This is a genomic window from Terriglobales bacterium (assembly GCA_035651655.1).
GTDB lineage: Bacteria > Acidobacteriota > Terriglobia > Terriglobales > Acidobacteriaceae > DASRFG01.
In genome coordinates this window covers 52,450-77,524 of record DASRFG010000017.1, presented here as the reverse complement: position 1 = coordinate 77,524, position 25,075 = coordinate 52,450, and the positions used below count along the sequence as shown (strand labels likewise).

Below are 25,075 nucleotides of genomic sequence, written 5' to 3'. Positions count from 1 at the left end.
ATCGAATGGGGCTGGTGGGATAGGCAAAGCCCCTAATTCATTCTCGCCCACGAGTTCGGGATAGTCAATCTGCCGTCCCCGCTTTCCCAAATGATGGCAAAGGATTTATCCTGCTGTGATAGGCGGCACGTCTTGTCCGGTCTTGCGCGCGCCACGGAGAATGGAAGTATGCTCAGCAACCTCACTGTAAAGAGAATTGCGCTGCAATTGGGTGGGCTCGCGCTGGGGCTCTGCCCGCTCGCGAGGGCCGCGCAAGAACAATCCGCGCCGCCCCCTGCCAGCGCCCCGGCCGGCCAGACCAGAGCGCAAGGCCCGGTCTCCTATGCATCCATGAACGAGGTCAATGCGCTGTTGGGGCAACTAGACTCCACCGCACAGTCCACCGTTGCCGATCTCGGCAAGGTGCGCATTAACAAATGGAAGGCCGACAGTGACACCAAGCAGCAGGCCGAAGCCAATGCACAATCCGTGATTCGTAATCTCCAGACCGCATTTCCGGGGATGATTTCCGCGGTCCGTGCGGCGCCCGAAGACCTGCCCGCCAGCTTCAAGCTTTACCGCACTTTGGACGCACTCTACGACGTGCTGAGTTCGCTTACGGAATCTACCGGCGCTTTTGGGTCTAAAAGCGACTATCAGGCGCTTTCCGAAGATGTGAACAACTTCGAGCGTTTGCGCCGCGGCTTCGCCGATCGTCTGGAAAATCTTGCCAGCAATAAGCAGGCGGAAATCTCACAACTGCGCAACGAACTTCGCGCTGCCCAGGCCGCAGCGGCTCCCGCAGGAGCACCGAAGAAAGTGATCGTTGATGATAACGAGCCACCGCCGGTGAAGAAGCACGTTCGCAAGAAGAAGCCAACGACCAGCGCGGCCGAGAATCAACCCGGTGCCCAGCCGAATGCGAAGCCGGCAACGCCTCAGCAATAATCCTCTTTCTACGGCAACGCCTTGGCACTTTCCCAGGTCGGCAGCAGATTCCCATATTACCTTGGTACCTATAAAAACAACGTTTTCAACAACTTTGCTCGGGAACTCTGGAGGCCTCGCCGGGGTCTATGTTTACTAGGGTAAGTAGCGGTGGAGTCGCCCGTAATGGCCGGCAGCTGAAAGTTGTGGCCCCGAGATCCTATAATGTTAAGGTACGCCATAAGGTCTTTGGCGGGAGCAGTTACCTTGAGTGATCTCGCAAGCGCGATTGGAATTCCGGCGGAAGAAGCCAGTATTGTGGCCGAACTAAAGGCCGGATCTGAGGACGCCTACGCCTGGCTCATCGGTCAATACCACCAGCCCATTTATAGCCTTGTGTATCGCATGGTGAACGATCCCTCGGATGCGGCGGATACGGTACAGGAAGTCTTTTTAAAGGTGTTCCGGGGCATGAAGAATTTTCACGGGGAGTCGAGCTTGAAGACCTGGATTTATCGCATCGCGCTGCACGAAGCCTCCAACCGTAAGCGTTGGTGGTTTCGGCACAAGTCGCGTGAGACCTCTATGGAAGGTCCGGAATACGACAGTGATCAGATCCACGTGTTGGCCCCGCGCGAGCGCCTAGTGGATAAGGGTGACTCGCCCTTTGACAGCGCGGTGCACCAGGAAGTTCGCGCCCATATTGAAGAAGAGCTCAAGCATGTTCCAGAGCCGTTTCGCACTACGCTGATCTTGCGCGACCTGGAAGAGATGTCGTACGAGGAAATTGCCGAGATCACTGAAGTGACATTGGGGACCGTCAAGTCCCGCCTGACGCGCGGACGCGAAGCGCTAAAGCAGCGTTTAGCGGAATACATCCGGCAAGTAGGACCACAACTTGGGTTGCGCGCGCCCAACCAGCGCGAGACCACATCCGATCATCGGTTGGCCGCCGGCGGAGAGCTTGAGGTGACTTCATGAACTGCGCCCAAGCCAAGACGTTATTTTCACCGTACCTTGATGGTGCGGTCACCGGCCGTGAGATGCACGCCGTCAGCGGACACCTCAACACCTGTGCGGTTTGCAGCCGAGAGTATTCGATGTTGATTGAGTCGCAAAGCCTGTTGAATTCTCTGGGCCGAAAGAAAGCCCCAGCCGACCTGGCATTGCGCTTGCGAGTGGCCATTTCCCAGGAAGCGGCGGCGGTACGTCAGCCCCTTTTCCAGGGACTTCGCGTGCGTTTGGAAAATGCTTTGGATGCTTTCATGGTACCTGCGACAGCTGGCGCAGCGGCGGCGGTCATTGTATTTGGGCTGCTGATGGGCTCCTTGGCTATACCGGCGCAACTCGAGGCATCTCGGGCCGACGTGCCACTACCGACGCTTTTGCACACGCCTCCGGAATTGCAGTCGTCCGGATTTGGACTAGGTGTGGGTTCCATCAGCGCTGATTCGGTGGTGGTCGAGGCTTACGTGGATGCCAAGGGCCGCGTGGAGGACTACCGGATCATCTCCGGGCCGCGGGATGAAGAAAACTTTTTACCGCAACTCAACAATGCGCTGATCTTCACCGTGTTCCGGCCAGCGACCGCTCTCGGCCGTCCCACCACGGGACGCGCGGTGCTCTCCTTTTCCAAGATCAACGTCAAGGGGTAAACACCTCCCCCGGTCGGGGCGATCGCCTGCAATCGTCCTTCGCATCTTTACCATCACAGGCCGGTTTATACTCGGAGGCCATGTTTTCTATCCGCATACTCTTGTTGTTAACACTTGTGTCCGTCGGCCTCATGGCCCAGATCGCCTCCAATCGCCAACCACGCGCTGACAATCCACGCTTCTCCGCGCTTGCTGATCAGTTCATCAAGGAATCGCTAGCGCTCTCGCCGGTGACCGCATCCCAAGCCGGCTATCACCAGCACAAAGATTCTCGTACCGGCAAAACCATCGCCCTCGATGCCGAACTCGACGACCTGAGTCCCGCCGCCTTCAACCGCCAAGCAAAGTTTTATGAAGCGTGGCGCGATCGCTTTCGCAAGCAGTTCCCCCCCACGACCCTCTCACTAGAAGACCAAGCTGACTGGCACATGATTGATGACCAGGTTTCCTACAACCTGCTCGAGCTGGAGCACATTCAGAGTTACCGCCACCAGCCGACGATCTACGTGGAGCTCATCGGCAATGCGCTTTTCCTGCCCATGACCCAGGATTATGCCTCGCAGGAAATTCGCATGAGTCACGTGCTGTCACGCGTGCGCCAGATTCCGCGTGCCATCGAACAGGCAAAACAGAATCTGGTCTCGTCCGACCCCGTGTTTATCAACACCGCCGTGGAAGAGAACGACGGCAACATTGATCTGATTGAGAACATGGTGCGCAAGCAGATTCCCGACAAATCACCATTGTTCGCCGAATATCAGAAAGTAGCGCCTCCTGCCCTCGAATCTTTGCGCAACTTCTCGCGCTGGCTGAACGACGGCCTTGCTAAGCGTCCCTCGCCAGAGGGCGCTTGGCGACTCGGCAAGAATTTCTACGACCAGAAATTCCGTTATCTCATGGAAGTGGACCTTACTCCCGAACAGGTGCTGGCGGATGCCGAACACGACCTGCGGGAGGTCCGGGCTGAAATGCTCAGCATTGCCATTCCTATGCACAAGGAGCTTTACCCGGGCCACAGCGATCATTCCGACCTCAACGGCAGGGAGCGCGAGAACAAAATTATTGGCGAAGTATTGGACAAGATTTCCCTGGAGCATGCCCAGCGCGATCAACTGCTGGAGGCGGTGCAGCGCGAGGTTGAAGGAATTAAGCAGTTTATCCGCGAGAAGAAGATCGTTTCGCTGAGTGACCGCGAGAATTTGAAAATCATTCCCACACCGCCGTTTATGCGCGGCGTTTACTCGGTCGCGGGCTTTCACAATCCACCGCCCCTCGAGCCGAATGCGGAAGCGCAGTACTGGGTGACTCCGATCGACCCCAGCGTTCCAGAGGCCAAAGCCGAGTCCAAATTGCGTGAATACAACCGTTGGGCGCTGCAGTGGCTGACCATTCATGAGGCTCTGCCCGGCCACTACATCCAGTTTGAACATGCGGACAATGTCCAGCCGCTCACCCGCCGGTTGCTGCGCGCGCTCTTCGGCAATGGCCCATACATCGAAGGGTGGGCAGAATACATCGCGCAAATCATGATGGATGCGGGATTCGACGATAACGATCCGCGCTTCCGCCTGGTGATGCGCAAGATCAGGCTGCGCGTAATTTCGAACGCCATTCTGGATGTCCGCATGCAGACTATGGGCATGACCGACCAGCAGGCGCTGGAGCTCATGACTCGCGACGCCTTCCAGACCCAGGCCGAAGCTGAAGGCAAACTGCGCCGAGCCAAACTCACCTCGGTGCAGCTCCCAACTTACTACGTGGGTATGCGGCGCTGGCTTGAGCTGCGGCACAAGTACCAGCAACGCGCGGGAGACAAGTTCAGAGATCTTGAGTTCCATAACAAAGTGCTGGATGAAGGTGCGCTGCCGCTGCCTTTGCTGGAAGGAATTGTGCTGCCCGCAGAAACGCCGTAAGCCTGGCTGAAAAGGACGGAAATCCCAATGCAAGTCACCATTCCGGGAAATAACCCGTTCGCTATACTGACCGCGGTTGTGGCCCCAGCCATCCTTACCAACGCCTCTTCGGTGCTGGCGCTGGGGACGAGCAATCGCTTGGCACGAGTGGTGGACCGCACCCGCGTGGTCGCCTCACATCTCGCTAACCTCGAACCCGGCGGGGCAGAGCACAACGCGTGGTCGGCGCAACTGGATGGTCTTCAAGTGCGGGCCCAGCTCTTAGTAAGGGCGTTGAGGGCTGTCTATGCTTCTCTAGGTTTGTTCGCCTCCGCAGCACTCGTCTCAGTGCTCGGTTCCATCGTGGCCTATTACGGTAGCCAAATAACGTTTAAGATAGCGGTCACTCTCAACTTATTGACAGGGATCGCAGCGGTGCTCGGCCTCGCTACCGGGTGCACATTAATGGTTCGTGAGACCAGACTTGCAGTTCAGGGTTTGACGGAAGAAGCCAAGCTCGCCGGGGGAGCGCGTCGGTAGCATGCTGCGTTAAACTCCGCTTAATTCGTGCAACTTGGTCACGGTGTTCCAATTGCGTGTGGTTGCGCTGACGGCAAGCAGCTTCTCGAATGCGTTATTGGACAATTTGCTCCTGCCATAGCCATCCGGACAGTACAAGTAAATGTCCTTGCCTGAACAGCGGAACTGATCGGGAGCTGCACTCAACCGCTGAAGCGATTTCAAGGCCGCGTCCTCCGGGACACGTGCCAAGAAAGTCACGTGAAGTTTGGAAGCATCAATGCCGCGTTGCTTCAAAAACGGATTTCTCTCGATTATGTGCAACAATTCCTCCGGTGTTTTCACGATGACAGTGACCGCAAGACGGAACTTCCGCAGAAGCATTTCTTTGATCTTGTCTGACAATTGCGCTGGCGTATCGGCGGGCGCTTTGAAAATCATGTTTCCGCTCTGCAAGTAAGTTCTCACCTCATCGAAGCCCATGCCGAGGCAGGCTTTGCGGAGCTCCTCCATCTTGACCGTGCCGTGTCCCGCGACGTTGATCCCGCGAAGCAAGCCTACGTACGTCATTTTGTCCGTGGACTTCTGCATGCAGGAAATCCTATCACCGTAGCCCGGTGGGACTTGTTTGGTTCAAAATGGCAAAACTTTACACCTCGTCCAATTGATATTTGTGCTGTTCCTCTAGCCGTGTTCCAGCTACAATTGCTTGTCCAGGTTTGTGGTCCATGCCGCGAGTAAAAGATACCCGCACTAGAGTTCGAAGACAAAAACCGTATCAAGGCACAGTTCTTTTGGCGGACGCTGTAAATTCACGTCTGATTTCTCTTTCTCAGTCGGCTGGCAAGGCGGGATTTTCGGTGCTCCTGGCCGATTCCTCAGCGCACTGCATTTCCCTTTGCGCGGCTTACGAACCTGACGTTGTTCTGATCGATCAGGACTTCTTGGCCGTGGATGAATGGTCCGTTCCCGAGCAGTTGCGGTTGGTAAGCCCCGGCACTGCCATCGTCATGAGTGTTGAAGACTGCAATCAATGGGCGCCGTTGCCGCCTTTCGTGAACGCCGTCGCCAAGCGCAACGATCGCGCAAAGATCATTTCCATTCTTCGTGGAATGCTACTGGCGGGAACTCTTTCGCTGAAACCCAAACCAGCCTTTCCGGCCGGCGTTGTCGTAAGTTAGCTTTCCGTCGTTCTCCCAATAAGAAGCCAGCCCATAGCCCCATCCCGCTGTTGTACAATCCTGCCGTTTTGCTTAGGAGATTATTGTGATCGCGAGAGTTTGGCATGGATACACCAAGCCCGAACACGCTGACGCGTATGAGTCCATGCTGAAGCCTGAACTTCTTCCCGGCATCAGCAAAGCCAAGGGTTATCGGGGAAGCTATTTGCTGCGCAGAGCGGCTGGTGACGAGACCGAATTCATCACCATCATGCTGTGGGATTCTATTGATGCCATCCGCGCGGTCGCCGGGCCTGACTACGAGACAGCAATCATTCCCGAAGAGAGACGCAAATACTTGTCCCGTTATGACCCGAAATCGTTACACTACGAGATCGCCGCTATGCACCAAGCCACAGGACTCTCCTCCATCGTGTCATGATGAAGTCAGAGCGCAGGTCTTACAGTGTTCATTATTGCGACGGTCTGGAGAGATTCCCGAGCTAGCTCTCTACCAGATGGTTGCGTGGATTTTATCTGCCCACATGTACCAGGGATCGCCATAAAGGTCCGTGTCCTGCTCAAACTGGATGCCGAAGTCGTCACCCCAACTCGTGGCCACGGCAGGCAGCCAGGTGTTGATGTTGTATTGGGTGCCGTCAACTTGCAGCACTGCGTAATGCAGATATTTCTTGTTAGGATCGCGCTCCAAATACCACTTGACCGTGTGCCAGGTTCCCGGCGCCCATTTCTGGCACGCTACCGCCGTGTGCTGCCAATAGTGTTTGGTATTGTTCCAGATGTCCCAATGGCCGCCGCCGTAGTCGCACTGCGTGCCCCACAGATATTTGAAGCCGTGGGTTGAAAAGTAGGCATCAAATTCCATCGCTTGGGCGACGTAACGGCCGTTCGGTTGTTTGGTTTTAGGAGCGTTCCACTGGAAGGTAATGCTCCAGATGACGTGGTTGGCCCAATTCTGGTTTCCAAATTTGCGCACGAACAGGTTATCGGCCCATAGATTGTATCCACCCTTGAGGTAGGTCTGCATTGACTTACCGTCAATTGCTGGGTTGGTGACACCCTGCTTGAACCAAAAGATTCCGGTTGTGCCGTTCGCACATGCGCTGCAGCCATGCCAGCCGCTCATCTCGTCAACGTTGCTATAAACTTGCGCGCTCGAAGGAGGACTAGGAATCAACCCACCTCCGCCGACTCCGCCACCACCTCCTGATCCGGCCACGTTTACCGTCAGTGACGCGCTACCATTCGCACCGGTAGCGTCCCATGCTTTCATTACTACCGTGTGGGTTCCAGTACTCATGCTGACGGACTGGCTGATGCTGGTGGCAGAGGTGTTCTGCCGGAAGACGAGGCTTGAATCCACATAAATAGTCCAGCCGGTAATCGCATTGCTTGAGCTGGCTGTTGCCGCCAACGCGATGGGGGAGCTTGCTCCCGAAGCCTTCGCCGCCACGTTGATAGAGGCGAAGCCTGGGCAGGCCGCCAAAAAGACATAACCGATTAATTTTAGTGCGCTTCGCATAAACCTCTACCTCGCAGTTCCAGCTGGTTTTTAAGGTGGAGGAGAGGAATAACAGAGCGACGAGGCGTTTCCCATCAGAGAAAGGCCTCAGGATTGATGATTTGAGTGACCCTGGATTTTGAGAGAGTGTCTAAGGCATCTGCCCGGGGGAAGATGTGGGCAGTTAGCTCACGAGGGCGGGGATTCCAGCCGTGCCACAAGCATCTTTTGAACTGACGGCTTTAGTCGCTGAGGGGCGTGCGGTCCCCCTTTTACGCAGCCTCTGACTTCGCACTTGTCACGGTCAGCAGGTTCCCCATGCCCATGGAGGTCAGGATCTCGCGTTGAATTTGGCCAGCCGTGTCATTGATAGGTTGCAGAGCGCCAACGATTGGTCCGATAAGAGTCCGCATTGGGCGGTGGCCTGCCGGTGTTTCGATCAATTTGGCGACTAGGTCCGCAACTTCTTGTACCGGCACCGCAGAAGACACGATGGCTGAGAATACCGATTGCGGCACCTTCGCGGTTTCGCCGTACTCAGCGGACCTCGCCACGTCGGCGGCAGGCTCGGTCTTACCGAAGATCTCGGTCGCAAAGGGTCCCGGCTCCAAGCTGATGGAATCGACGCCCTGCTGCGAGAGCTCGTACCGATAGCTTTCAGCAAGAGCCTCGAGCGCGAATTTCGTTGCCGTGTAGAGGCCCATGCCCGGTAAGACGGCGCGGCCTGCCCCGCTTGAGACGTGAATAATAAGTCCCGAACGTTGGCGTCGCAGGTGCGGCAGCACGCAGCGGTTCATGCGCACCACTCCGAAGAAATTCGTGTCGAAGATGCGCTGCGCCTGCTCGAGCGTGAATGCCTCCGTCAGTCCCCATAGTGCGTAGCCCGCGTTGTTGATCAAAACATCGATTCTTCCCGCATCCGCAATCACTTCGGCGACGGCACGCTCGACGGAGCGTTCATCGGTAACGTCGAGGTCCACCACGCTAAGCGCCAGCTTCTCGCTCGAGGCCAATTGCAGCAGCTGCTCGCGACGCGCTGCGTTTTTAGTGTTGGAATCCCGCATTGAGGCGAATACGCGATAGCCTTTCCGCGCCAAGGTCTCAGCAATCACTCGGCCGAAACCGCTGCTGCTCCCGGTTATAAGGACCACCTTTTGTGAGTTCATTGTGACTACCCCTGGCCTGCTTGGCGCAGCAAAAGATGAACTCTGGAGCCGCTGATGTCAAGCAATATCGCTCAAAATCGCCGAATGGTTATCAACCCATTGGTGGAGTGGACGGCGTCCGCAGCGATCGTATCCGCGCGTGTTTTCGCGCCGGCCCGCTCTTCAGAGACAGTTGCAGGGATATGTCGGAATGACGACTGTTCGAAATGACAGAATCTAGTTCTTGGCTTGCCGGCTGCGCAGGACGTCAATGGCTTTGTTCAACTGTTCGTCTTCCTGCTGTTTTTCGATTTTCTTCTCTTCATCGCGCGGTAAGGCGTTTCCGTCTTCGTCCGGCAATACCGCGTCCTGATTAGCGTCTGCCACCAGAATGTTGGGGGTGATGGCTGCGTCCTGAATAGCTTTGCCGCTCGGGGTGTAGTACTTCGCTATAGAAAGAATCAGGGCCGAACCGTCGGGAATCTCAATCAGCTTCTGGATGGATCCCGCGCCGAAGGTCTTGTCCCCGACAACGTCGCCGCGGGCATTCTCCAGGACCGAGCCCGCCACTACTTCGGCCGCACCTGCCGTGCCGCGGTTGACCAGCACCACTAACGGTAGGTTGGTGAGTGCCTTCTGCGGGTCAGCATTAAAAGTCTCGCGAGGATACTTCTGACCTTGCAGGTAGGTAATGACTCCATGATTCAAAAACAAATTGGCGATTGCGACGCCTTCGGCTTCGTCTCCATCAGCGCTGTCACGTAGATCGAGGATCAGTTTCTTGGCCCCATCACGTTGCAGGGTCTTCAGGTCGTTAGCGATCTCCTGCGCCTTGCCCTTGTTGATGACGCTGACCTTGATGTAGCCAATTCCGTCCTGCAACAGCTTGTCACTTACCGGGGGCAAGTTCACGATCTCGCGCGTGAGGGTCACTTTCTGCGGTTCGGCGCGGCGCGCGCGCACTACTGAGACGCTGATGGTAGATCCGGGAGGCCCGGCAAGGATGTCGCGGACTTCGGCTAAGGACATGTCGCGCGTACTCTTGGTTTCGATGGCCTCAATGATGTCCGAGCCTTCGAGGCCAGCTTTGTCAGCTGGTCCACCCGGAACGACTGCAATGACTGCGGCATAGCCATAGCGCTTAGAGATTGCTGCGCCGATGTCACCTTTGCCTTCTTTCTTGTGGGCCTTGTATTCCTTATATTGCTGCGGGTTCAAGTAGCTGGAATTCGCATCCAGCGACTCAAGCAGCCCGTGAAGGGCGCCATCGGTCACCTGCGGAATGTTGGGCTCTTCCACGTATTCACTGCGAATGCGTGAAAGAACTTCGCTATAAACGCCGAGCTGCCGGTAAGCGCCGTCATTGCTGGAAGCGCGCACCACCAGGCCGCCTGCCGCTACGAACACGACCAATGCCAGAGAAATACTCAGGATGGTTGCTTTAAGTCTATTGGACATCGAAGCTCACTTGTTGAGGATGGACTATTCCTTGCGCCGGAATGTCTCAATTATACCCGTTTGATGCCGCGGCCCCTAGACTAGCTTCTGGATTTGTGCCCCCGCAGTAACACTCTTGGGAAGTGACAGGTCAGGGAGCAAGGCGATTACGTCGTAAGTGTTTTAATAACAAGGCGGCCAGCGAAATCAACAGCAGGTAGGTGATCAGTCCTCCGCTGAAGTTCAGTCCCAGCCCGAGCACCCACAGCACAAAAAGGATCGCCACCAACGCCCACAGCATGGATTCATCCGTTCCCGCCTAAATTTGCGGCGTCAACACTGGGCTGCCATCTCGACATATGGCTCTTGCCACGGCACATGCAAGAGATTCGCTTATTGTTCATGGTGTTGTCCGCAACCGGCTTTCGAGGAGATTTGCAGACATCTCGACTGCCAGGGCCTCCATCTTTCTGGCGGGAGGGAGTTATGAGTCATATTCACAACTATGGGGCAGACCACAAAAGCCTGCGCGATCGCGTCGTCGTCATCACCGGAGCATCCAGCGGGTTTGGCAAGGGAGCGGCCCTAAAGTTTGCCGATTCTGGAGCACACCTCGTGCTCGCCGCCAGGCGTAAACGTCTTCTCCGGGACCTGGCTGGGGAGTGTCAATCGCTGGGAGTCCAGGCCATTGCTGTGGATGCGGACGTCACCGACCGTGACGAGGTCAGAAAGCTGGCGCGCCGGGCGGTGGAGGAATTCGGCCGGATTGACGTTTGGGTAAATAACGCTGGCGTGGCCACGATTGGACGCTTTGATGAAGTCCCGATGGAAGAGCATGAGCAGGTAATTGCCACCAACCTGCTGGGCGCAATGTATGGGTCCTATTACGCTGTACGCCAGTTTCGTGAGCAGGGCGACGGCACTCTCATCAACGTTGCTTCCTACCTGGCAGAGGGTTCATCACCGTATTACGCTTCCTATGTTGCTTCTAAACACGGGGTTCGTGGGCTGGGCATGAGCCTGCGCCAGGAACTGGAAGCCAACCGGGAGGACGCAATATATGTTTGCACCGTAATGCCGACCTCTATGGATACTCCCTTTTTTGAACATGCCGCGAACCACAGCGGGCATCCAGTGGAGCCGATTCCGCCCGTTTATGACCCTGAGCAGGTGATTGATACGATTGTTGATCTCGCCCTGAACCCGCGTCCCGAAGTTGTTGTCGGCCGTCGCGGAAAGGTGGGGCGGATCAGCGGCAAACTGATGCCAAGACTGACGGAGCGCTATATGGCACGCCAAGTCCACAAGCTCATTAGCGACCGCAAGTCGGCGCGCGACAGCTCGGGCGCACTGTTTAAGCCAATGGAATCGGGGACTGAGATTCACGGCGGCTGGAGAGAGTCCGGCTCGGGCCTAGGCAAGGTCCTCACCGCAGTAGGCATAACCGCCCCAGCCGCACTCGCCCTGGCGATGCTGGCACGCCGGCGCGGACGCGATCTGGGGAAAGCGGCGTGATCTGACTCAATCGCGCCCTAGGCGGCGGTTCATGATCACGTAGAGATGGTGCGCCTCGTGGATCAGAAAGAAATCAATCCACTGGGAAACTGAGAGCGCCCCGAAGGCCGGGTGAATGCCCACACGGGCCAACTGCTCCGATGAGAGTCGCCCCGCCATTTCGATAAATTGTTGGCGAAGCCCTCTTAACTTTTTGAGCAATTCTGCGCTCGGCAAGGCGACTGTTGCCGTCCATTCGGGGTCGCTGTCCGCGCGATAGCTGGGCAGAGTTGGGCGGTTTTCCTTCAAAATAAGCTGCAAACGGTACATGGTTGACGCATGATGACGGACCAGGTGCGCCAGATTTTCGTACGCCGACCACTTACCTGAAGGTGGACGCTGCCGCAGCGTGGTCTCATTGGCCCCGGCCAAGGCCAAATCGAGCGAGTCAAGTTGGGTTTCGAGCCGGGCTTGCAATGAGGGTGCTAGCGGCATATTTTTGCAACTCTTCCTGTGCTCAGCTTGTCTGATGTGGTGAACGGGTCAGGGTCGCACAGTCTGATAAGCATGGAGAGGAAACATGGCAGACCTGAGGTATCCCATCGGAAAGTTTGTCCCCCCAAAGAGTATTTTGCCAGAAGAACGCGAGCGCTTGCTTGACCAAATCGAGGAAGCTCCGGCAAACCTGCGGGCAGCGGTGAAGGGACTATCCGAGCAGCAACTGGACACACCTTATCGGCCGGACGGCTGGACGGTCCGCCAAGTGCTGCATCACGTGCCCGACAGTCACATGAATGCCTTCATTCGGTTCAAGCTGGCGCTCACTGAGGATGAACCAACCATTAAGCCCTACCATGAGGAATTGTGGGCCAATTTGGGCGACGTTCGCGGCACTCCGCCGGAGGTCTCGCTCGTCCTTCTGGAATCGCTGCAGCAAAGATGGAATTGCCTGTTGCGTTCCCTAAAACCGGCGGACTGGAAGCGCACCTTTCGCCATCCCGAGCTCGGCTTGATGGATCTGGATACGACCTTGGCGATGTACGCCTGGCACGGACGTCATCACACGGCTCACGTGACTTCGCTACGCGCACGCAAGGGCTGGAATTAGAGCTTCGCGAAGGCAATAACGGCAATGGCTGGGTCCCAAGGGCTGTCTGCATTTTCTGGTTCAATGGTGAGATGGAGCGCGCCCGAAACCAGGAGAAGGTATCCGATGCGAGCATTGCTAAAGACATTCTTGTTGGCATTCGTCGTCACTGGTGCCCAGACTCAACAGTTCACAACCGGAGCCGCCAAACCGGCGCCATCTGCGGCGGACGTAGCCCCGCGCCCTGCGGCGCTGATTGCGCGCGCAAAGGCGCTGGAGCTGAACACTCCGTACGTTGCTCCGCCCGGGGATGCGCTCGTACACCATGCCGGCGGGTTCGCCAAAGTGATGTGTTCCGCGGTGTTCATCACCGGACTCGATCCCGAGTTCGCCGCGGAGAATGTCGGCTACTTCACTGCGCCATACGATGTGCGGGCAAGGCTTGGCAAGCCGGTCGTTGACCGGGAGCACAAACAGGTGAGAGTCGCCCTGCCGAACGGGGTGACCCGCACCGCCGTCTACCTCGGGGATCAAGGTTGCGTGTCTCTTCCATTAGGAAAGGACTCGGTCAGCTTCAAGCCGGTGAAGCTTCAGAGCAGTTTGCCGAATGCTTCGGAGCAGGCCTGGCCCATGGGCGACCTGCTGCCGAGTGGACCACCTCCCCGCGAGCTCGACGTGGCGAAATTAAAGGAAGCGGTGGATGCGGCTTTCGCGCCGCCGGAGGCGAAGACGGCGGCCTATGTGGTGACTTGGCGGGGACGGCTGATTGCCGAGCGATACGCGCCGGGGATCACGCCACAGACGCCGCTCGAGAGTTGGTCTATGGGCAAGAGCGTCACTGCCACGCTGATGGGTGTGCTGATCCAGCAGGGCGCCTACGAACTGTGGCAGCCGGCGCCCATCCCGGAGTGGCAAGAAGGGAATGACCTGCGCTCTGAGATCCGGATTGCTGATCTGCTGCACATGTCGAGCGGACTTCGCATCAAAGCGCCCCTGGATCCCGATTATGATCCCAACGGCACGTATGCCGACCACTTGTATCTTTACACGGGCGGCGTGGACTCGTTCCACTACGCGGCCACCCGGCCGCTGCAATGGCTGCCGGGGAAAGTGGGGCGTTATCGCAACACTGACCCGGTCTTGACCAACTATCTGATCCGGCTGGCAGTGGAGAAGCGTGGCGAGCAGTATCTTTCATTCCCTCGGCGTGCATTATTCGACAAGCTCGGCATGCGCACTATGGTCGTGGAGACCGACCCATTCGGCAACTTTCTCATGCAGGGATATGAGTTCGCGTCGGCACGCGATTGGGCGCGTCTGGGGAATCTGTATCTTGAGGACGGAGTCTGGAAGGGAGAGCGAATCCTGCCCGAAGGATTCGTGAAGTTCGTCAGCACGCTGGCGCCGGCCTGGGTCGCCGACCATAACCCGGTCTACGGCGGCTTCTTCTGGATCAACGGCGACCTCTCATACCCGGTGCCGAGGAGCGCTTACTTCATGTCAGGCGCTGGCGGGCAGACGACTATGATTATTCCCTCTCACGACCTCGTCGTGGTGCGGCTAGGGCACTTCAAAGGCGCGGAAGAAGGCGAGAAGAGCTTCAAGAAGTCTCTTGCGTTGCTGATGAAAGCAGTTCCTCCCAGCAAATGAGCGTTGCGTCTAAACCTCGGAGATTCTCTTCAACATCTCCAAGACAAAAGGAGAAAATATATGAGCACGATTACAGTCAAAGATGGCACCACGATTTACTACAAAGACTGGGGATCCGGGCAGCCGATTGTTTTCTCACATGGCTGGCCGCTTTCAGCCGACGATTGGGACACGCAAATGTTGTTCTTCCTCAAGCACGGCTATCGCGTTATAGCCCACGACCGGCGCGGACATGGCCGCTCCTCGCAAACCGCTGAGGGCCATGACATGGACCATTACGCCGACGATCTGGCGGCGCTGACCGCACATCTTGACCTCAAGGACGCGATCCACGTCGGCCACTCGACTGGCGGTGGTGAAGTTGTGCACTACATAGCGCGACACGGACAAGACCGCGTCGCAAAAGCGGCGATCCTCAGCGCGGTCCCACCGTTAATGGTGAAGACTGCGGCCAATCCAGGCGGGCTGCCTAAGGCCGTGTTTGACGACCTCCAGGCACAACTCGCCGCCAACAGGGCTCAGTTCTACTACGATTTGCCGGCGGGACCGTTCTATGGCTACAACCGGCCTGGCGCGAAACCATCCCAGGCGGTGATCTGGAATTGGTGGCGTCAGGGAATGATGGGAGGAGCCAAGGCGCACTATGACGGCATTGTCGCCTTCTCCCAAACGGACTTCACCGAAGATCTAAAGAAGATCACAGTTCCAGTCCTGGTAATGCATGGCGATGACGATCAGATCGTGCCTTATGCCGATTCCGCACCGTTGTCGGCAAAGTTGCTGAGGAATAGCACATTGAAAACCTACAAGGGCTTTCCTCACGGCATGCCCACGACTGAGGCCGCCACGATTAACACCGACCTGCTCGCGTTTCTCAAAGCTGAAGCGAGAGTAGCCGCGTAATGACGAGTGGCCCGGCCTTTCACTTTTCCGGAAGGCCGGACCACTCCGTTACAGGAATGGGGATAGCTAGACTATTTAGTCGGCGGTGCCGCCGCCGTCTACTACCAGTGTGGCTCCGGTCATAAAAGAGGAATCGTCAGAAGCCAGGAAGAGGGCGGCTTTAGCGATTTCGTCGGCAGTGCCTACTCTTCCCATGGGGCGGTTGGCGGCGCCCGCCATGTAATCTTCCAGCCGCATTCCGCGCTGCCTGGCGTCTTCCGGGAGCATGGGCGTTTCCACATCACCAGGACAAATGCAATTCACCCGAATTCCCTGCCGGCCATGGTCAACCGCCATGGCTTTCGTCATGAGAACCATGCCCCCTTTGGATGCGCAGTAAGAGACGGCTCTGTCGCCGCCCACCAAGCCCCACCCCGAGCTGTTATTGATGATGACGCCGCTGCCCTGGGCGATCATGCCCGGCAAAACAAACTTTGACATCAGGAATGCGCCTTTCAGGTTGATGTCCATGGTGAGGTCCCATTCTTCTTCGCTGCACTCCAAAGCAGTGTTTGGGTAGTAGACGCCGGCATTGTTGAACAGCACGTCAATTCTGCCGAAGACCCGCAGGGTTTCAACTATCGCCCTTCGGCACTGGGCGGCAAAACGCACGTCACAGAGCGTGAACGATGCTTGCCCGCCAAGCTTGCAGATTTCATCCACCACATCGCGTCCGCGCTCCTGGTTGCGGCCGGTGATTGACACCTGTGCTCCCTCGCGCGCGAAAAGCAATGCTGTGGCCCGGCCCATGCCGGAAGTTCCGCCGGTAATAAGCACTACCTTGCCCGCCAATCGCATAGGCAGAGATATTCCCATAAGTGGGTTGCGGGCGTCGAACCAGTGGGGCGCGCTAGTGTCACCAGACGGTTTGCAATCGGCGCGGATTACGCCGTTACGGACTTGCTCGAAGCAGTCGACCCTCGTTTCCGCCGGACCATTGCAGGTTGATGACCGGCCGGGCGGAAGACGGAGCAATCGTCGCGGAGCGGCGCGCTGTCAAATCGCTACGGCCATAGTCGAGTTGCACCGCGTCGGTGAGGCCGTTGTAGAAGAAACGAACTCCGTAAACTTGGTCTGGCAGGCCCAGTATTACAAACTCGGCGCCTGCAGGCGGAGAGGGATCGATCCTCTTGAGATCGGCGAGGAGTTCTCTAGTAATGCGCGAATTGGCGCGCCAGGCTGAGAGGTTATGTGACAGTCCCAATATGAAGAGCACTGTGAGCGCACCGGTTAAGACTTGGCGCAGGCGGCGCTCTGAAATCCCCTGCAGCATTGTGGCCAGCAACAAGGCCACTCCAATCGCCGGCAGGTAAATGACCCGCGAAAGCAGCAGGGATTCATCTCGGTTCCACAGCAGCGAATGCGCCGGCAACGGCGTAATTATGAGCCAGCACAGGCTGAACCAAATGTAGCGGCGCATGTCCGCGGGCACCTTGACCGTGGTTGCCATGGCGAAGAGCAAAGCTGTGGTAGCAGCCGCCAGCAGCACAAATCGATTTGCGCTGGGCGCGAACCAGTTGTAGCCCAGCAAAGCCTCGCTCGGCGCGCGCACGAACAATGCGGTCAAGGTCTTGCGTCCGATCGTCAATGCGGCGGTGGAGCCGCCAGCCATCTGGTATCCGCCAATCCCTTGCAAGGTGTGAAGGCGATAAAGAAAGCTCAATGCGGCCACGGCTACGAATCCCAAAACTGGTTTTAGGTGTAATCGCCGCAGCAAGAAAAATTCAACCAATAGAAGCAGGAAAGGAAGCACATAGGCGCTTTCCTTCGCGCAAGTGGCAAGCAGGAACAATCCCAGGGCGAAGCCATAGGCGGTTTTCAGGCCGCGTATCCGAAATCGCGCGTAGAACACCAGTGCCCAGACTGTGAGGGCGGTCGCCAGCATGTCGAAACGGGCCGCAATATATGTGACTGCCTGAACATTGATCGGCAAAACAGCGAACAGCAAAGCCGCCGTGGTAGCGAAGCTTGTGGGAAGCTCCAGCGCGCGGCAAAAGAAAAAAATGCCAGCGATGACGCAGAGATGTAAAAGAATGTTGACCAGATGATGCCCCGGCGCCCAGGTGTGCCACAGCCGGTAGTCCAATGCTAAACTCGCGAACCCGAGCGGGCGAAAGAACAGGTGATAACCGGAGGGTTCAACCTGACCTTGCGTAAACTGCTCCCGGATAATGCGCAGCAAGGGCGCGCTGGCTTTTTGCAGGTGGACGAAATCGTCACTGACGAAATACACGGACAACGCCGGGAGATAGACGAGAGCGCCCATTCCCAATGCCAAAAGCAATCCGGGCTTGTCGTTCCCCTCTGAAGACGAAATTTCTTGAGCAGCTTGTTCTCGGAAAAGCAGTTGGGACAACAGAACGGTCACGAAGAACAGCATCGCGAAGTTCTGAACCAGGTTCCAACGGTTATCTGGTCGGGTCAGCCACAAAGCTACTGAAAAGATCAGAAACGCGCCCAGGAAGACGAGTCCTAATCTGACAGCCTGAGGTTGGTTTCCCTTGTGAGACGCCATCAAGAGGAACGCATTATATATAAGGACTAATTAGTCGCACGCCCAGCTGGCAGCACACGCAGGTGCAGCTAGTCCCAAAAAATCCGCCGGCACTGGTTGGGTGCAGGCGGATTTATATTGCTGCCAGGAAAAAATCAGAGATCGCTGCCGTCGGGAGGCGGCGGCGCTGCAGGCATCGCTGGCGCAGTTGTGGGCGGTGGACCTTTGAATTTCTTATAAAGGTGTACACCCGAACATTTGCGCCCACGCTCAGGCCGAAGTAGTATTCGATTTCCCCATGTCTGAGCCCGCTAAACCATCCCCGGAAGTTCCTCGTCCGGAGCCCGCAACTTCCACCGAAGTTTATGCGGTGCATGGCGCCGAGCCCGAAGTGCAGGCCTATGCGATGGCCAAATACTCGCGCTCCGCGCTTTCCATGAAGGAGTCGCTGCGCGAGATCAGCCAGCAGAAGGCAGAAAAATTCCTCAACACCTTTTACTTCCAGTATGGGCACCGGTCCATTGCCGATCTGGCCCATATCGCTTTGGCGGTTGAACGGCTTTCCATTCTGGCGGCGATCGCGCTGGTTGACGAGCAACGATGGGACGGGCAGGAGCGCTCCACCCGTTATCAGGATTTTCGCAAGAGCGGCTACTACGTCCCCGAATTTGGTGGCAATGCGGAAGCGGTGCGGCTGTACCGTGAGGCCATGGACAAGCTTTTCGCGGAGTACGACTTTTTTTCCAACCAGACCTTTGAACACCTTCGCGATATAACTCCTCGCCCCCCGGAGATGAAGCCCGAGGCATACGAGCGCACCCTGCGTGCCCGCGCTTTCGATGTGTCACGGTATCTGCTGCCATTGGCGACCAACACGTCGTTGGGCGAGATCGTGAATGCCCGCACTCTGGAGTCGCAGGTTGCGCGCCTGCTCTCGCATACGCACCCTGAGGTGCGGCGGCTTGGCGGGTTGCTGAAAGAGGCGGCATTGAATCCGGCTTACAACGTCAACCAGGAGACGTGGAGGGCGCTGGTGGAGCAAATCCGCTCCCTTGATTCGGAGCTTGGCGATCGTGCTGCTGCGGAGCTACTCAAGCCGGTACGCGTGGCGCCCACCTTGGTGAAGTACGCTGACCCAAATAACTATGAGGTTGAAACCCGTCGCGAGCTTCGTAAGGCGGCAGTCGAGTTGATGAGGAACGCACCGGTTGATCCGGTGCGCTCGGTCGAATTACTCGACGACGATCCCCTGGAAGTCGAACTGGCTACAACCCTCCTATATGAGTATTGCAACTATCCTTACCGGCAAATTCGCGCTCAAGTAGAGCCGCTAAGTGGGGCGAGGCGCCAGGAGCTGATTGATCTAGGCCTGCGGCACCGTGGGCCGCATGACGAGCTGCTGCGCCCGTTTGCCGCGGGACAGCGGTTCCGCTTCGACATCCTTATGGATATTGGCGGGTTCCGTGACATGCATCGTCACCGCCGCTGCGTCCAGATCATGCAAGGCTTTACCTTTGCCCATGGTTTCGACATGCCACCGGAAATTGAGGCCGCAGGCCTTACTGGCCGCTACCAGGGGGTTATGAAAAACGTGACCGATGCCGCCGGCCAGATCACGTCTGTGATGTCCAAGGCAAGTGGCAACGGGGTGGCGGAATCGCCGGAGGCGGAATACCTGGTCCCGTTGGCCTACCGTAAACGGACGTTGTTCAAGATGGATTTTGCGGAAGCGCTGTACATTGCAGAATTGCGTACCACACCTGCCGGCCACGTCTCCTATCGCAAAGTGGCTTACGCCATGTTCGAGGAAGTTGCGAGTAAATACCCCGCGCTAACGAAATACTTCCGCGTGAAAGATGTTCAAGAGCCCGTGGATTTGCTCAAGCGCTAAACCGAATTCACCACAGAGTCACAGAGAAATTCGAGATATTCTATGTACCGCCCGCTGGAAATTTGAAATTTGAGTTTTCAGAGGAAAATGTTCGGGAGGGTGAGCGCGTTGTTTCTCGGGCCCAAATACGTACGGGATCAAAGAATATAGTCTTTAGAACGCGGAATGCACCCGCTCCTGGGATTGCTGTCATTGTATGGCGAAGCAATTGCGAACGGATTAGTGGCTATTCTGCAAAGAACATCACTTTCTTCACGTGAACTGGCTTACTCCCCTCAGCACCAAAATGAAATGGGTTGTCAGGCGTAAAACTCTTTTGCAGTTTCCAAACTCCTCCCAATACCCGGCGTTGCGACAACTGTGCGATGTACTCTGTGAGTTCTGTATTATCCGGGTCTCGATTGTTGGGAATAAACGGTTCCCTCTCGCATAGGTCACATCCTGTACTCGCGAGGTCCTCCATAGTGTCAAGTTCCACGACAATGTACCCGGGTGGCAACCTCGTATCAGTCTGAATCGTAGCCACCATCGCATAGGAAAGGCCTTTGTCATTGGCAGGTACTTGTCCTTCCGAGAATCGAAGTTCTTTCGGGTCGGGCCGTGGAGCGACTTGTAGTTTTAGTTTTTTTCCCATTCTTTCCAGATACTCTGTCACCCACAGTGCTACGCCACACTCACTCGGTGTTTGGTCGGGACGGAGATTCCTTTTGAAGTGCTGCTCATAACTGAACTCACCCTCACCTTCCTTCGCAGACGGAAGGCGATTCAAGATCGAGTCATGTAACTTTTGAGTCTCTGCGGCACAGCATTCCCTTATCTCGCTCCAAAAGGAAAATTTAGCGCCCTCCCCGCTGGCACCTGCGTCAAGTTCCCGACGCCGTGTGTACTGGCATTCGTGCTCCTTATCGTTTATCTTCTTTGTTTCTTGAATCATCCATTCGGCCACCTGCAAGTCGATGCTGTTGGGGAAAATAGGGTCGTTCGGAGCGACGGGCCCAGGCAGATTTAGCGTATTCCCAACCACATTGCCATTGCCGATTACCGCATTGTTTCCGCCTCCGCTCTGATTGATGTTTCCTGTCCTTTCGATTTGGGATGCCAATGCCAGACCAAAACCATTTGTTATTAGGATCGAGCCGCCAACACGTTCAACATCGGCCAATTTCAGGATATTGGCCGGATTAGCATTTCTCGGCAGAAAGACCAAAGAGACATGTGCCATCTGAGGGGCATGCGTCGAGGCCCGCTGTAGAAAAGACTGACTTAGCGTCATCTCCATTTCAAACTGCGCTTGTGTCGGAGAAAATAAGACACTCTTTTCAATTGCTGTGTCCTGCATCTCGTCAATTGTGTTATCAACTACTCGGCATATCAACATTAGATGGACAGCCCCTCTATATGGAAGGAATGGCTCTGCTCTCGCCACGACGCGCACTACATTCGGTGGTTTGGCACCCCACTCAGCCATCCATCCATCTCTCGGCATCTTGATATTAACTTCACCGAAATGAGCGCTATCCGTGTGCTTGACAGGGGCCCGCGGTGATAGCGGCTCCAATGGAACCTGAAGTGGAATGGTGGTGGAGACGGCTACCCACTTGTCGTACACCTTATAACCGGCCTTTTCCACGCGAATGCGAACGGAGCTGCCTTCCTGTACCCCTACAGATAGGTTCAGGACAAAGGAACCTTCTCGATCGGTCGTACCCAGATTGGCTTGATTTCCAACAAGGGTAATTGCAGCACCCTCAACTGGGGCGTGGGACTGCTGATCGCTGACAACGCCGGACATTGTCAGCCTCTTTTGCACCTGAGCGTCGGCAAAGACTAGGAGCACCAGGGTAAACAGCACAACCGCTGCTCGGGAATACTTTCTCATTGTTTCTGAAGCTGTAGCACTAGACTTTCGGCGGGAGGGTTTACGCTGGTGTCAGCCGGTTTAAAACCGCTCTTAGTGACGTGCAGGCGAAGAGGCTTTGACGCTGTGCGCAGATCAATCCTGAAGTTCCCCGAGTCCTCCGTTACGTACTGCTCGGTTCGGCCTGCTATTGTAATTATGGCTTGACCTATACCTTGATTCGTATCTTGATTAACCACAATTCCAGCGACAACGACGGATTCGGGTATCATCTTGTGATCCCGGAAGGAGGGAAAGATTCCTATCAGCGCCGCCACAATCAGGGCAACGGACGTTATGATGGCCGCAATTATTGTCGCCTTGCGCATGTTCTTCGGGAACAATGATTATAGTGGAAAAATTTGCGCTAGGCATTCTACTGCAAGAGATTGCTACTCAACGAGTTGCTTGCATCAGCTACTTCTAAATTTGTAATTCCCACCCCAACAAAAATTGCTATTCTTGGCGTTGCCCTTGGAGGAGAATGCTACCCTGCGTTGAGATGATCAAGACGAGGGTTAAGGCCTCCTTACTGTTGGTACTGTTGGCTTGCGGCGGTAGCGCAACGGAGCTTGTTGTGCTCTCTGCGCCCAACATGATTCTCATTGGAGCAGATAGTAGATACTCCAGGATCGGGCAAAATCCCGGAGCCGAGCTAGCGTGCAAAATCCACCAGTCCCACAATCTTTTTTTTGCATCGACGGGCCTCTATAGCGACAACATAAGCGGCTTCAATGTCGAAAGAATTGTGGAAAAAGCTCTCGCGAACAACAGCGGCACACCAGAGCAGTTGCTACAATCTCTTCGTGCGCGACTTATCGCCCCCCTGCAGAGAGAAGCGGCATTCATCAAACGTAAAGACCGAGCGCTTTACAACTACCTCTTACATGACAGAAGCATCCTGACTCTTGTAATTGTGCCTTACCCAAGCACCACATTTGCTGTGTACAGTTTGGACTTTCCTTTTGTCGGGACGAAGGTTACCGCTAAACCTGTCGAGCGTATTTGTGAACAGGGAGAGTGGTGCATACGAGTCATGGGGTCAGCTGCCGCCGCAACCTATGTTCGGTCTCATGACGAGCTTTTTAACATGGACGGCGTAAAGGTTATTGATTCGTTAATGGAAGTTGGTGCCAGGAACGACCCACAATTTATAGGCCTTCCCGTCAGCATCATCCAATTCTTGCCTTCTCAACCTGCAAAGTGGTTAAGGCAGAATGGGTGCCTTTACGTTCGGTGAGCGGCAGCAAGTTGAGTGATCAAGTCTCTTCAATATTGGCCGAACAATCCCGCACGGAATCAGCTCGAACTCACGAATAGGGGGCTCTGACTGCCCGCGACTTACGGAGTTTCCACCAGAGATGGATTATCCTCAAAACCCTTTCCAGCATGCCAAGTCCGTGAAGGCCGTATAACTGGCTTAGTCAGTCGATGCCAAAGGTCACCACCAAAAGATCGCGATTCTCCTGCCTTTGTGTCTCGGTGGTGACCCCCTTTTCCACAAACCGTGCCAAAGTGGGCCAAAAATAACAATGGCCGGAATGCATATTTCGCTTTTTATTCGCTGTGCAGCAGATTTATAATGCGCCTAAATCACCACCTCACAAGGAGCAGCAATCATGGCCGATGAGCGGACGGAGAAGGTGCGGGCAATTGATCTGGCCCTTTCCCAGATTGAGAAGCAGTTTGGCAAGGGTTCGATCATGCGGCTGGGAAGCAAGGAGGCGGTGGTCCCTATTGCCATCATTCCCACCGGCGCCATCTCTTTTGACGCAGCTCTGGGTGTGGGCGGCTTTCCCCGCGGCCGGGTGGTAGAGATCTTCGGACCGGAGTCGTCCGGCAAAACCACGATTGCGCTGCAGGTGATCGCCGAAGCACAGAAAACCGGGGGCATGGCAGCTTTTGTTGACGCCGAGCATGCCCTGGATCCCATCTATGCCAAGAAACTTGGTGTAGATGTGGACAATCTGCTGGTCTCGCAACCGGATTATGGGGAGCAAGCACTGGAGATCGCCGAGGCGCTGGTGCGCTCGAACGCCATTGACGTGCTGGTGGTGGATTCGGTGGCGGCCCTGGTGCCTAAGGCTGAACTGGAAGGCGAGATGGGCGACAGTCACATGGGCCTGCAGGCCCGGCTGATGTCGCAGGCTTTGCGCAAGTTGACCGGAATTGTTTCCAAGTCGCGCACCTGCCTTATCTTCATCAACCAGATTCGCGAAAAAATCGGCGTCATGTTTGGCAATCCCGAGACCACCACCGGCGGGCGCGCGCTCAAGTTTTATTCTTCGGTGCGCATTGATATCCGGCGCATCGCCGCCATCAAAGAAGGCGATGTGGTCGTGGGCTCGCGGACGAAGGTGAAGGTCGTAAAGAACAAAGTAGCGGCACCCTTCCGCGAGTGCGAGTTCGACATCATGTACGGCGAAGGAATCTCTCGCGAGGGGGATCTGATTGATCTCGCGGTGGCCCACAATATCCTGGAGAAGTCCGGCTCCTGGTTCAGCTATAAGGGCGAGCGCATCGGCCAGGGACGGGAGAATGCGCGTGCGTTCTTAAAAGAGAACAAAGACATTACTGCCAAGGTCGAGCTTGAACTGCGAAAGACGCTGGGTTTGATTAAAGACCCGGCCAAAGAGCCCACAAACGGTGCGGAAAAAGTTGCCGTGGGCGGTCCTGTTCCGCCACCCAGCCGTGCTGTGGCCACCATGCCATCGGCGAGACGGTAACTTAGGGTTGTCATCCCGAGCGTAGGGTTGGAAAAAATGTCATCCCGAGCGTCGCAACGCTGAGCTTGCGAAGCGGCGCAGCGAGGGACCTAGGTCTTTCTCTCCCCAGAAGGGACGCTTGTGTCCGGAGGGAAGTCCTACTACGTCTACATTGTCACCAATCCTTCCCGTACGCTGTACACCGGAATTACCAATGACCTGTATCGCCGAATCGCAGAGCACAAGCACAGAGAAATTCCCGGATTTACCGCGAAGTACCACATCTCCCGGTTGGCGTACTACGAGATTTTTCTTGATGTCCGCAAGGCCATAGATCGAGAGAAGCAAATCAAAGCGTGGACTCGAGCCAAGCGCGTTGCGCTAGTGGAGTCAATGAATCCAAGGTGGGATGACCTCAGCCGCGAATGGGAGGTGGGGCACGTTTACAGTCCTTCGCTTAAAACCTAGGTCCCTCGCTGCGCTCCTTCGCAAGCTCAGTCGCCCTACGCTCGGGATGACATTTATTTATGGGGAAATGGCGAAATAGCTATTTATGGGGGAATGGCGAAATAGCACAAAAGGCCTAGCAGTCCTGACAAGCCTTCTGTCTCCCAAATCCGTCCCTTCCCAATGTCATCCCGAGCGTCGCACCGCTGAGCCTGCGAAGCGGCGCAGCGAG

Annotated in this window: 24 protein-coding genes; 15 read left to right on the top strand and 9 right to left on the bottom strand. The window is 56.1% G+C overall.

The features are described from left to right. Positions 1 to 168: 168 nt before the first annotated feature. From VFA76_07440 to VFA76_07420, 5 genes are all read left to right on the top strand, one after another. Positions 169 to 927 (top strand): hypothetical protein, encoded by a 759-nt coding sequence (locus VFA76_07440; protein HZR31671.1) that lies wholly within the window; start codon positions 169 to 171, stop codon positions 925 to 927. Positions 928 to 1,173: 246 nt separating this feature from the next. Then, positions 1,174 to 1,887, top strand: coding sequence for a sigma-70 family RNA polymerase sigma factor (locus tag VFA76_07435; protein ID HZR31670.1), 714 nt, complete (start codon positions 1,174 to 1,176; stop codon positions 1,885 to 1,887). Beyond that, a complete protein-coding gene (locus tag VFA76_07430; protein HZR31669.1) occupies positions 1,884 to 2,561 on the top strand; it encodes a zf-HC2 domain-containing protein in 678 nt (225 codons plus the stop codon). The genes VFA76_07435 and VFA76_07430 overlap by 4 nt, the downstream gene beginning before the upstream one ends. A gap of 116 nt (positions 2,562 to 2,677) precedes the next feature. After that, positions 2,678 to 4,474 carry a DUF885 domain-containing protein gene (locus tag VFA76_07425; protein HZR31668.1) on the top strand — a complete coding sequence of 599 codons (1,797 nt, stop codon included), beginning with the start codon at positions 2,678 to 2,680 and terminating at the stop codon, positions 4,472 to 4,474. A 27-nt stretch (positions 4,475 to 4,501) separates the two neighbouring features. Further along, the gene (locus VFA76_07420) at positions 4,502 to 4,993 is read left to right on the top strand and encodes a DUF2721 domain-containing protein (protein HZR31667.1); all 492 of its coding nucleotides are present in this window, start codon (positions 4,502 to 4,504) and stop codon (positions 4,991 to 4,993) included. 9 nt (positions 4,994 to 5,002) lie between these two features. On the opposite strand, the gene VFA76_07415 is transcribed toward VFA76_07420, so the two are convergent. After that, complete coding sequence (locus VFA76_07415) at positions 5,003 to 5,563, bottom strand: DUF1697 domain-containing protein (GenBank protein ID HZR31666.1); 561 nt, start codon at positions 5,561 to 5,563, stop codon at positions 5,003 to 5,005. 137 nt (positions 5,564 to 5,700) lie between these two features. Between VFA76_07415 and VFA76_07410 the strand changes: the two genes are divergently transcribed. Both VFA76_07410 and VFA76_07405 read left to right on the top strand, forming a co-directional pair. Then, entirely contained in the window at positions 5,701 to 6,153 is a 453-nt protein-coding gene (locus VFA76_07410) for a hypothetical protein (protein ID HZR31665.1), read from the top strand. An 85-nt stretch (positions 6,154 to 6,238) separates the two neighbouring features. Then, on the top strand, positions 6,239 to 6,574 hold the full coding sequence (locus VFA76_07405) for an antibiotic biosynthesis monooxygenase (protein ID HZR31664.1): 336 nt from the start codon (positions 6,239 to 6,241) through the stop codon (positions 6,572 to 6,574). A gap of 69 nt (positions 6,575 to 6,643) precedes the next feature. Here the strand turns inward: VFA76_07405 and VFA76_07400 are convergent, their stop codons facing one another. From VFA76_07400 to VFA76_07385, 4 genes are all read right to left on the bottom strand, one after another. Further along, entirely contained in the window at positions 6,644 to 7,675 is a 1,032-nt protein-coding gene (locus VFA76_07400) for a hypothetical protein (GenBank protein ID HZR31663.1), read from the bottom strand. 251 nt (positions 7,676 to 7,926) lie between these two features. Continuing rightward, positions 7,927 to 8,820 (bottom strand): SDR family oxidoreductase, encoded by an 894-nt coding sequence (locus tag VFA76_07395; GenBank protein ID HZR31662.1) that lies wholly within the window; start codon positions 8,818 to 8,820, stop codon positions 7,927 to 7,929. A gap of 216 nt (positions 8,821 to 9,036) precedes the next feature. Then, complete coding sequence (locus VFA76_07390) at positions 9,037 to 10,257, bottom strand: S41 family peptidase (GenBank protein HZR31661.1); 1,221 nt, start codon at positions 10,255 to 10,257, stop codon at positions 9,037 to 9,039. A gap of 130 nt (positions 10,258 to 10,387) precedes the next feature. Continuing rightward, complete coding sequence (locus tag VFA76_07385) at positions 10,388 to 10,537, bottom strand: DUF5670 family protein (protein HZR31660.1); 150 nt, start codon at positions 10,535 to 10,537, stop codon at positions 10,388 to 10,390. Between the two features lie 185 nt (positions 10,538 to 10,722). Here VFA76_07385 and VFA76_07380 point away from each other — a divergent pair, with 185 nt between their 5' ends. Continuing rightward, complete coding sequence (locus tag VFA76_07380; protein HZR31659.1) at positions 10,723 to 11,751, top strand: SDR family oxidoreductase; 1,029 nt, start codon at positions 10,723 to 10,725, stop codon at positions 11,749 to 11,751. 6 nt (positions 11,752 to 11,757) lie between these two features. Here VFA76_07380 and VFA76_07375 read toward each other — a convergent pair whose 3' ends face one another. After that, on the bottom strand, positions 11,758 to 12,225 hold the full coding sequence (locus tag VFA76_07375; GenBank protein HZR31658.1) for a DinB family protein: 468 nt from the start codon (positions 12,223 to 12,225) through the stop codon (positions 11,758 to 11,760). 85 nt (positions 12,226 to 12,310) lie between these two features. On the opposite strand from VFA76_07375, the gene VFA76_07370 reads away from it, so the two are divergent. The 3 genes from VFA76_07370 to VFA76_07360 all read left to right on the top strand — a co-directional run bounded on the left by VFA76_07370 (position 12,311) and on the right by VFA76_07360 (position 15,370). Beyond that, the gene (locus VFA76_07370; GenBank protein ID HZR31657.1) at positions 12,311 to 12,838 is read left to right on the top strand and encodes a putative metal-dependent hydrolase; all 528 of its coding nucleotides are present in this window, start codon (positions 12,311 to 12,313) and stop codon (positions 12,836 to 12,838) included. Between the two features lie 105 nt (positions 12,839 to 12,943). Next, the gene (locus tag VFA76_07365) at positions 12,944 to 14,467 is read left to right on the top strand and encodes a serine hydrolase (protein ID HZR31656.1); all 1,524 of its coding nucleotides are present in this window, start codon (positions 12,944 to 12,946) and stop codon (positions 14,465 to 14,467) included. 60 nt (positions 14,468 to 14,527) lie between these two features. After that, positions 14,528 to 15,370 (top strand): alpha/beta hydrolase, encoded by an 843-nt coding sequence (locus VFA76_07360; protein ID HZR31655.1) that lies wholly within the window; start codon positions 14,528 to 14,530, stop codon positions 15,368 to 15,370. A gap of 75 nt (positions 15,371 to 15,445) precedes the next feature. On the opposite strand, the gene VFA76_07355 is transcribed toward VFA76_07360, so the two are convergent. Next, positions 15,446 to 16,225 (bottom strand): SDR family NAD(P)-dependent oxidoreductase, encoded by a 780-nt coding sequence (locus tag VFA76_07355; GenBank protein ID HZR31654.1) that lies wholly within the window; start codon positions 16,223 to 16,225, stop codon positions 15,446 to 15,448. A gap of 76 nt (positions 16,226 to 16,301) precedes the next feature. Next, a complete protein-coding gene (locus tag VFA76_07350; protein HZR31653.1) occupies positions 16,302 to 17,924 on the bottom strand; it encodes a hypothetical protein in 1,623 nt (540 codons plus the stop codon). Positions 17,925 to 18,201: 277 nt separating this feature from the next. Between VFA76_07350 and VFA76_07345 the strand changes: the two genes are divergently transcribed. Further along, positions 18,202 to 19,794: an FAD-dependent thymidylate synthase gene (locus VFA76_07345; GenBank protein ID HZR31652.1), complete on the top strand. Its 1,593-nt coding sequence runs from the start codon at positions 18,202 to 18,204 to the stop codon at positions 19,792 to 19,794. Between the two features lie 226 nt (positions 19,795 to 20,020). Here VFA76_07345 and VFA76_07340 read toward each other — a convergent pair whose 3' ends face one another. Beyond that, positions 20,021 to 21,673, bottom strand: coding sequence for a carboxypeptidase-like regulatory domain-containing protein (locus VFA76_07340; protein ID HZR31651.1), 1,653 nt, complete (start codon positions 21,671 to 21,673; stop codon positions 20,021 to 20,023). Positions 21,674 to 22,175: 502 nt separating this feature from the next. Between VFA76_07340 and VFA76_07335 the strand changes: the two genes are divergently transcribed. From VFA76_07335 to VFA76_07325, 3 genes are all read left to right on the top strand, one after another. Beyond that, complete coding sequence (locus VFA76_07335) at positions 22,176 to 22,931, top strand: hypothetical protein (GenBank protein ID HZR31650.1); 756 nt, start codon at positions 22,176 to 22,178, stop codon at positions 22,929 to 22,931. 379 nt (positions 22,932 to 23,310) lie between these two features. Then, complete coding sequence (recA, locus tag VFA76_07330) at positions 23,311 to 24,417, top strand: recombinase RecA (GenBank protein ID HZR31649.1); 1,107 nt, start codon at positions 23,311 to 23,313, stop codon at positions 24,415 to 24,417. Positions 24,418 to 24,537: 120 nt separating this feature from the next. Next, complete coding sequence (locus tag VFA76_07325) at positions 24,538 to 24,864, top strand: GIY-YIG nuclease family protein (GenBank protein HZR31648.1); 327 nt, start codon at positions 24,538 to 24,540, stop codon at positions 24,862 to 24,864. The last annotated feature ends 211 nt before the right edge of the window (positions 24,865 to 25,075 follow it).

Bases quoted from the DNA above. Each gene is read 5' to 3' on its own strand.
- VFA76_07440 (HZR31671.1), top strand. From the start codon at position 169: ATGCTCAGCAACCTCACTGTAAAGAGAATTGCGCTGCAATTGGGTGGG.
- VFA76_07430 (HZR31669.1), top strand. From the start codon at position 1,884: ATGAACTGCGCCCAAGCCAAGACGTTATTTTCACCGTACCTTGATGGT.
- VFA76_07420 (HZR31667.1), top strand. From the start codon at position 4,502: ATGCAAGTCACCATTCCGGGAAATAACCCGTTCGCTATACTGACCGCG.
- VFA76_07415 (HZR31666.1), bottom strand. From the start codon at position 5,563: ATGCAGAAGTCCACGGACAAAATGACGTACGTAGGCTTGCTTCGCGGG.
- VFA76_07410 (HZR31665.1), top strand. From the start codon at position 5,701: ATGCCGCGAGTAAAAGATACCCGCACTAGAGTTCGAAGACAAAAACCG.
- VFA76_07400 (HZR31663.1), bottom strand. From the start codon at position 7,675: ATGCGAAGCGCACTAAAATTAATCGGTTATGTCTTTTTGGCGGCCTGC.
- VFA76_07395 (HZR31662.1), bottom strand. From the start codon at position 8,820: ATGAACTCACAAAAGGTGGTCCTTATAACCGGGAGCAGCAGCGGTTTC.
- VFA76_07390 (HZR31661.1), bottom strand. From the start codon at position 10,257: ATGTCCAATAGACTTAAAGCAACCATCCTGAGTATTTCTCTGGCATTG.
- VFA76_07385 (HZR31660.1), bottom strand. From the start codon at position 10,537: ATGCTGTGGGCGTTGGTGGCGATCCTTTTTGTGCTGTGGGTGCTCGGG.
- VFA76_07380 (HZR31659.1), top strand. From the start codon at position 10,723: ATGAGTCATATTCACAACTATGGGGCAGACCACAAAAGCCTGCGCGAT.
- VFA76_07375 (HZR31658.1), bottom strand. From the start codon at position 12,225: ATGCCGCTAGCACCCTCATTGCAAGCCCGGCTCGAAACCCAACTTGAC.
- VFA76_07370 (HZR31657.1), top strand. From the start codon at position 12,311: ATGGCAGACCTGAGGTATCCCATCGGAAAGTTTGTCCCCCCAAAGAGT.
- VFA76_07365 (HZR31656.1), top strand. From the start codon at position 12,944: ATGCGAGCATTGCTAAAGACATTCTTGTTGGCATTCGTCGTCACTGGT.
- VFA76_07360 (HZR31655.1), top strand. From the start codon at position 14,528: ATGAGCACGATTACAGTCAAAGATGGCACCACGATTTACTACAAAGAC.
- VFA76_07355 (HZR31654.1), bottom strand. From the start codon at position 16,225: ATGGGAATATCTCTGCCTATGCGATTGGCGGGCAAGGTAGTGCTTATT.
- VFA76_07350 (HZR31653.1), bottom strand. From the start codon at position 17,924: ATGGCGTCTCACAAGGGAAACCAACCTCAGGCTGTCAGATTAGGACTC.
- VFA76_07345 (HZR31652.1), top strand. From the start codon at position 18,202: ATGTCTGAGCCCGCTAAACCATCCCCGGAAGTTCCTCGTCCGGAGCCC.
- VFA76_07340 (HZR31651.1), bottom strand. From the start codon at position 21,673: ATGAGAAAGTATTCCCGAGCAGCGGTTGTGCTGTTTACCCTGGTGCTC.
- VFA76_07335 (HZR31650.1), top strand. From the start codon at position 22,176: ATGCTACCCTGCGTTGAGATGATCAAGACGAGGGTTAAGGCCTCCTTA.
- recA (HZR31649.1), top strand. From the start codon at position 23,311: ATGGCCGATGAGCGGACGGAGAAGGTGCGGGCAATTGATCTGGCCCTT.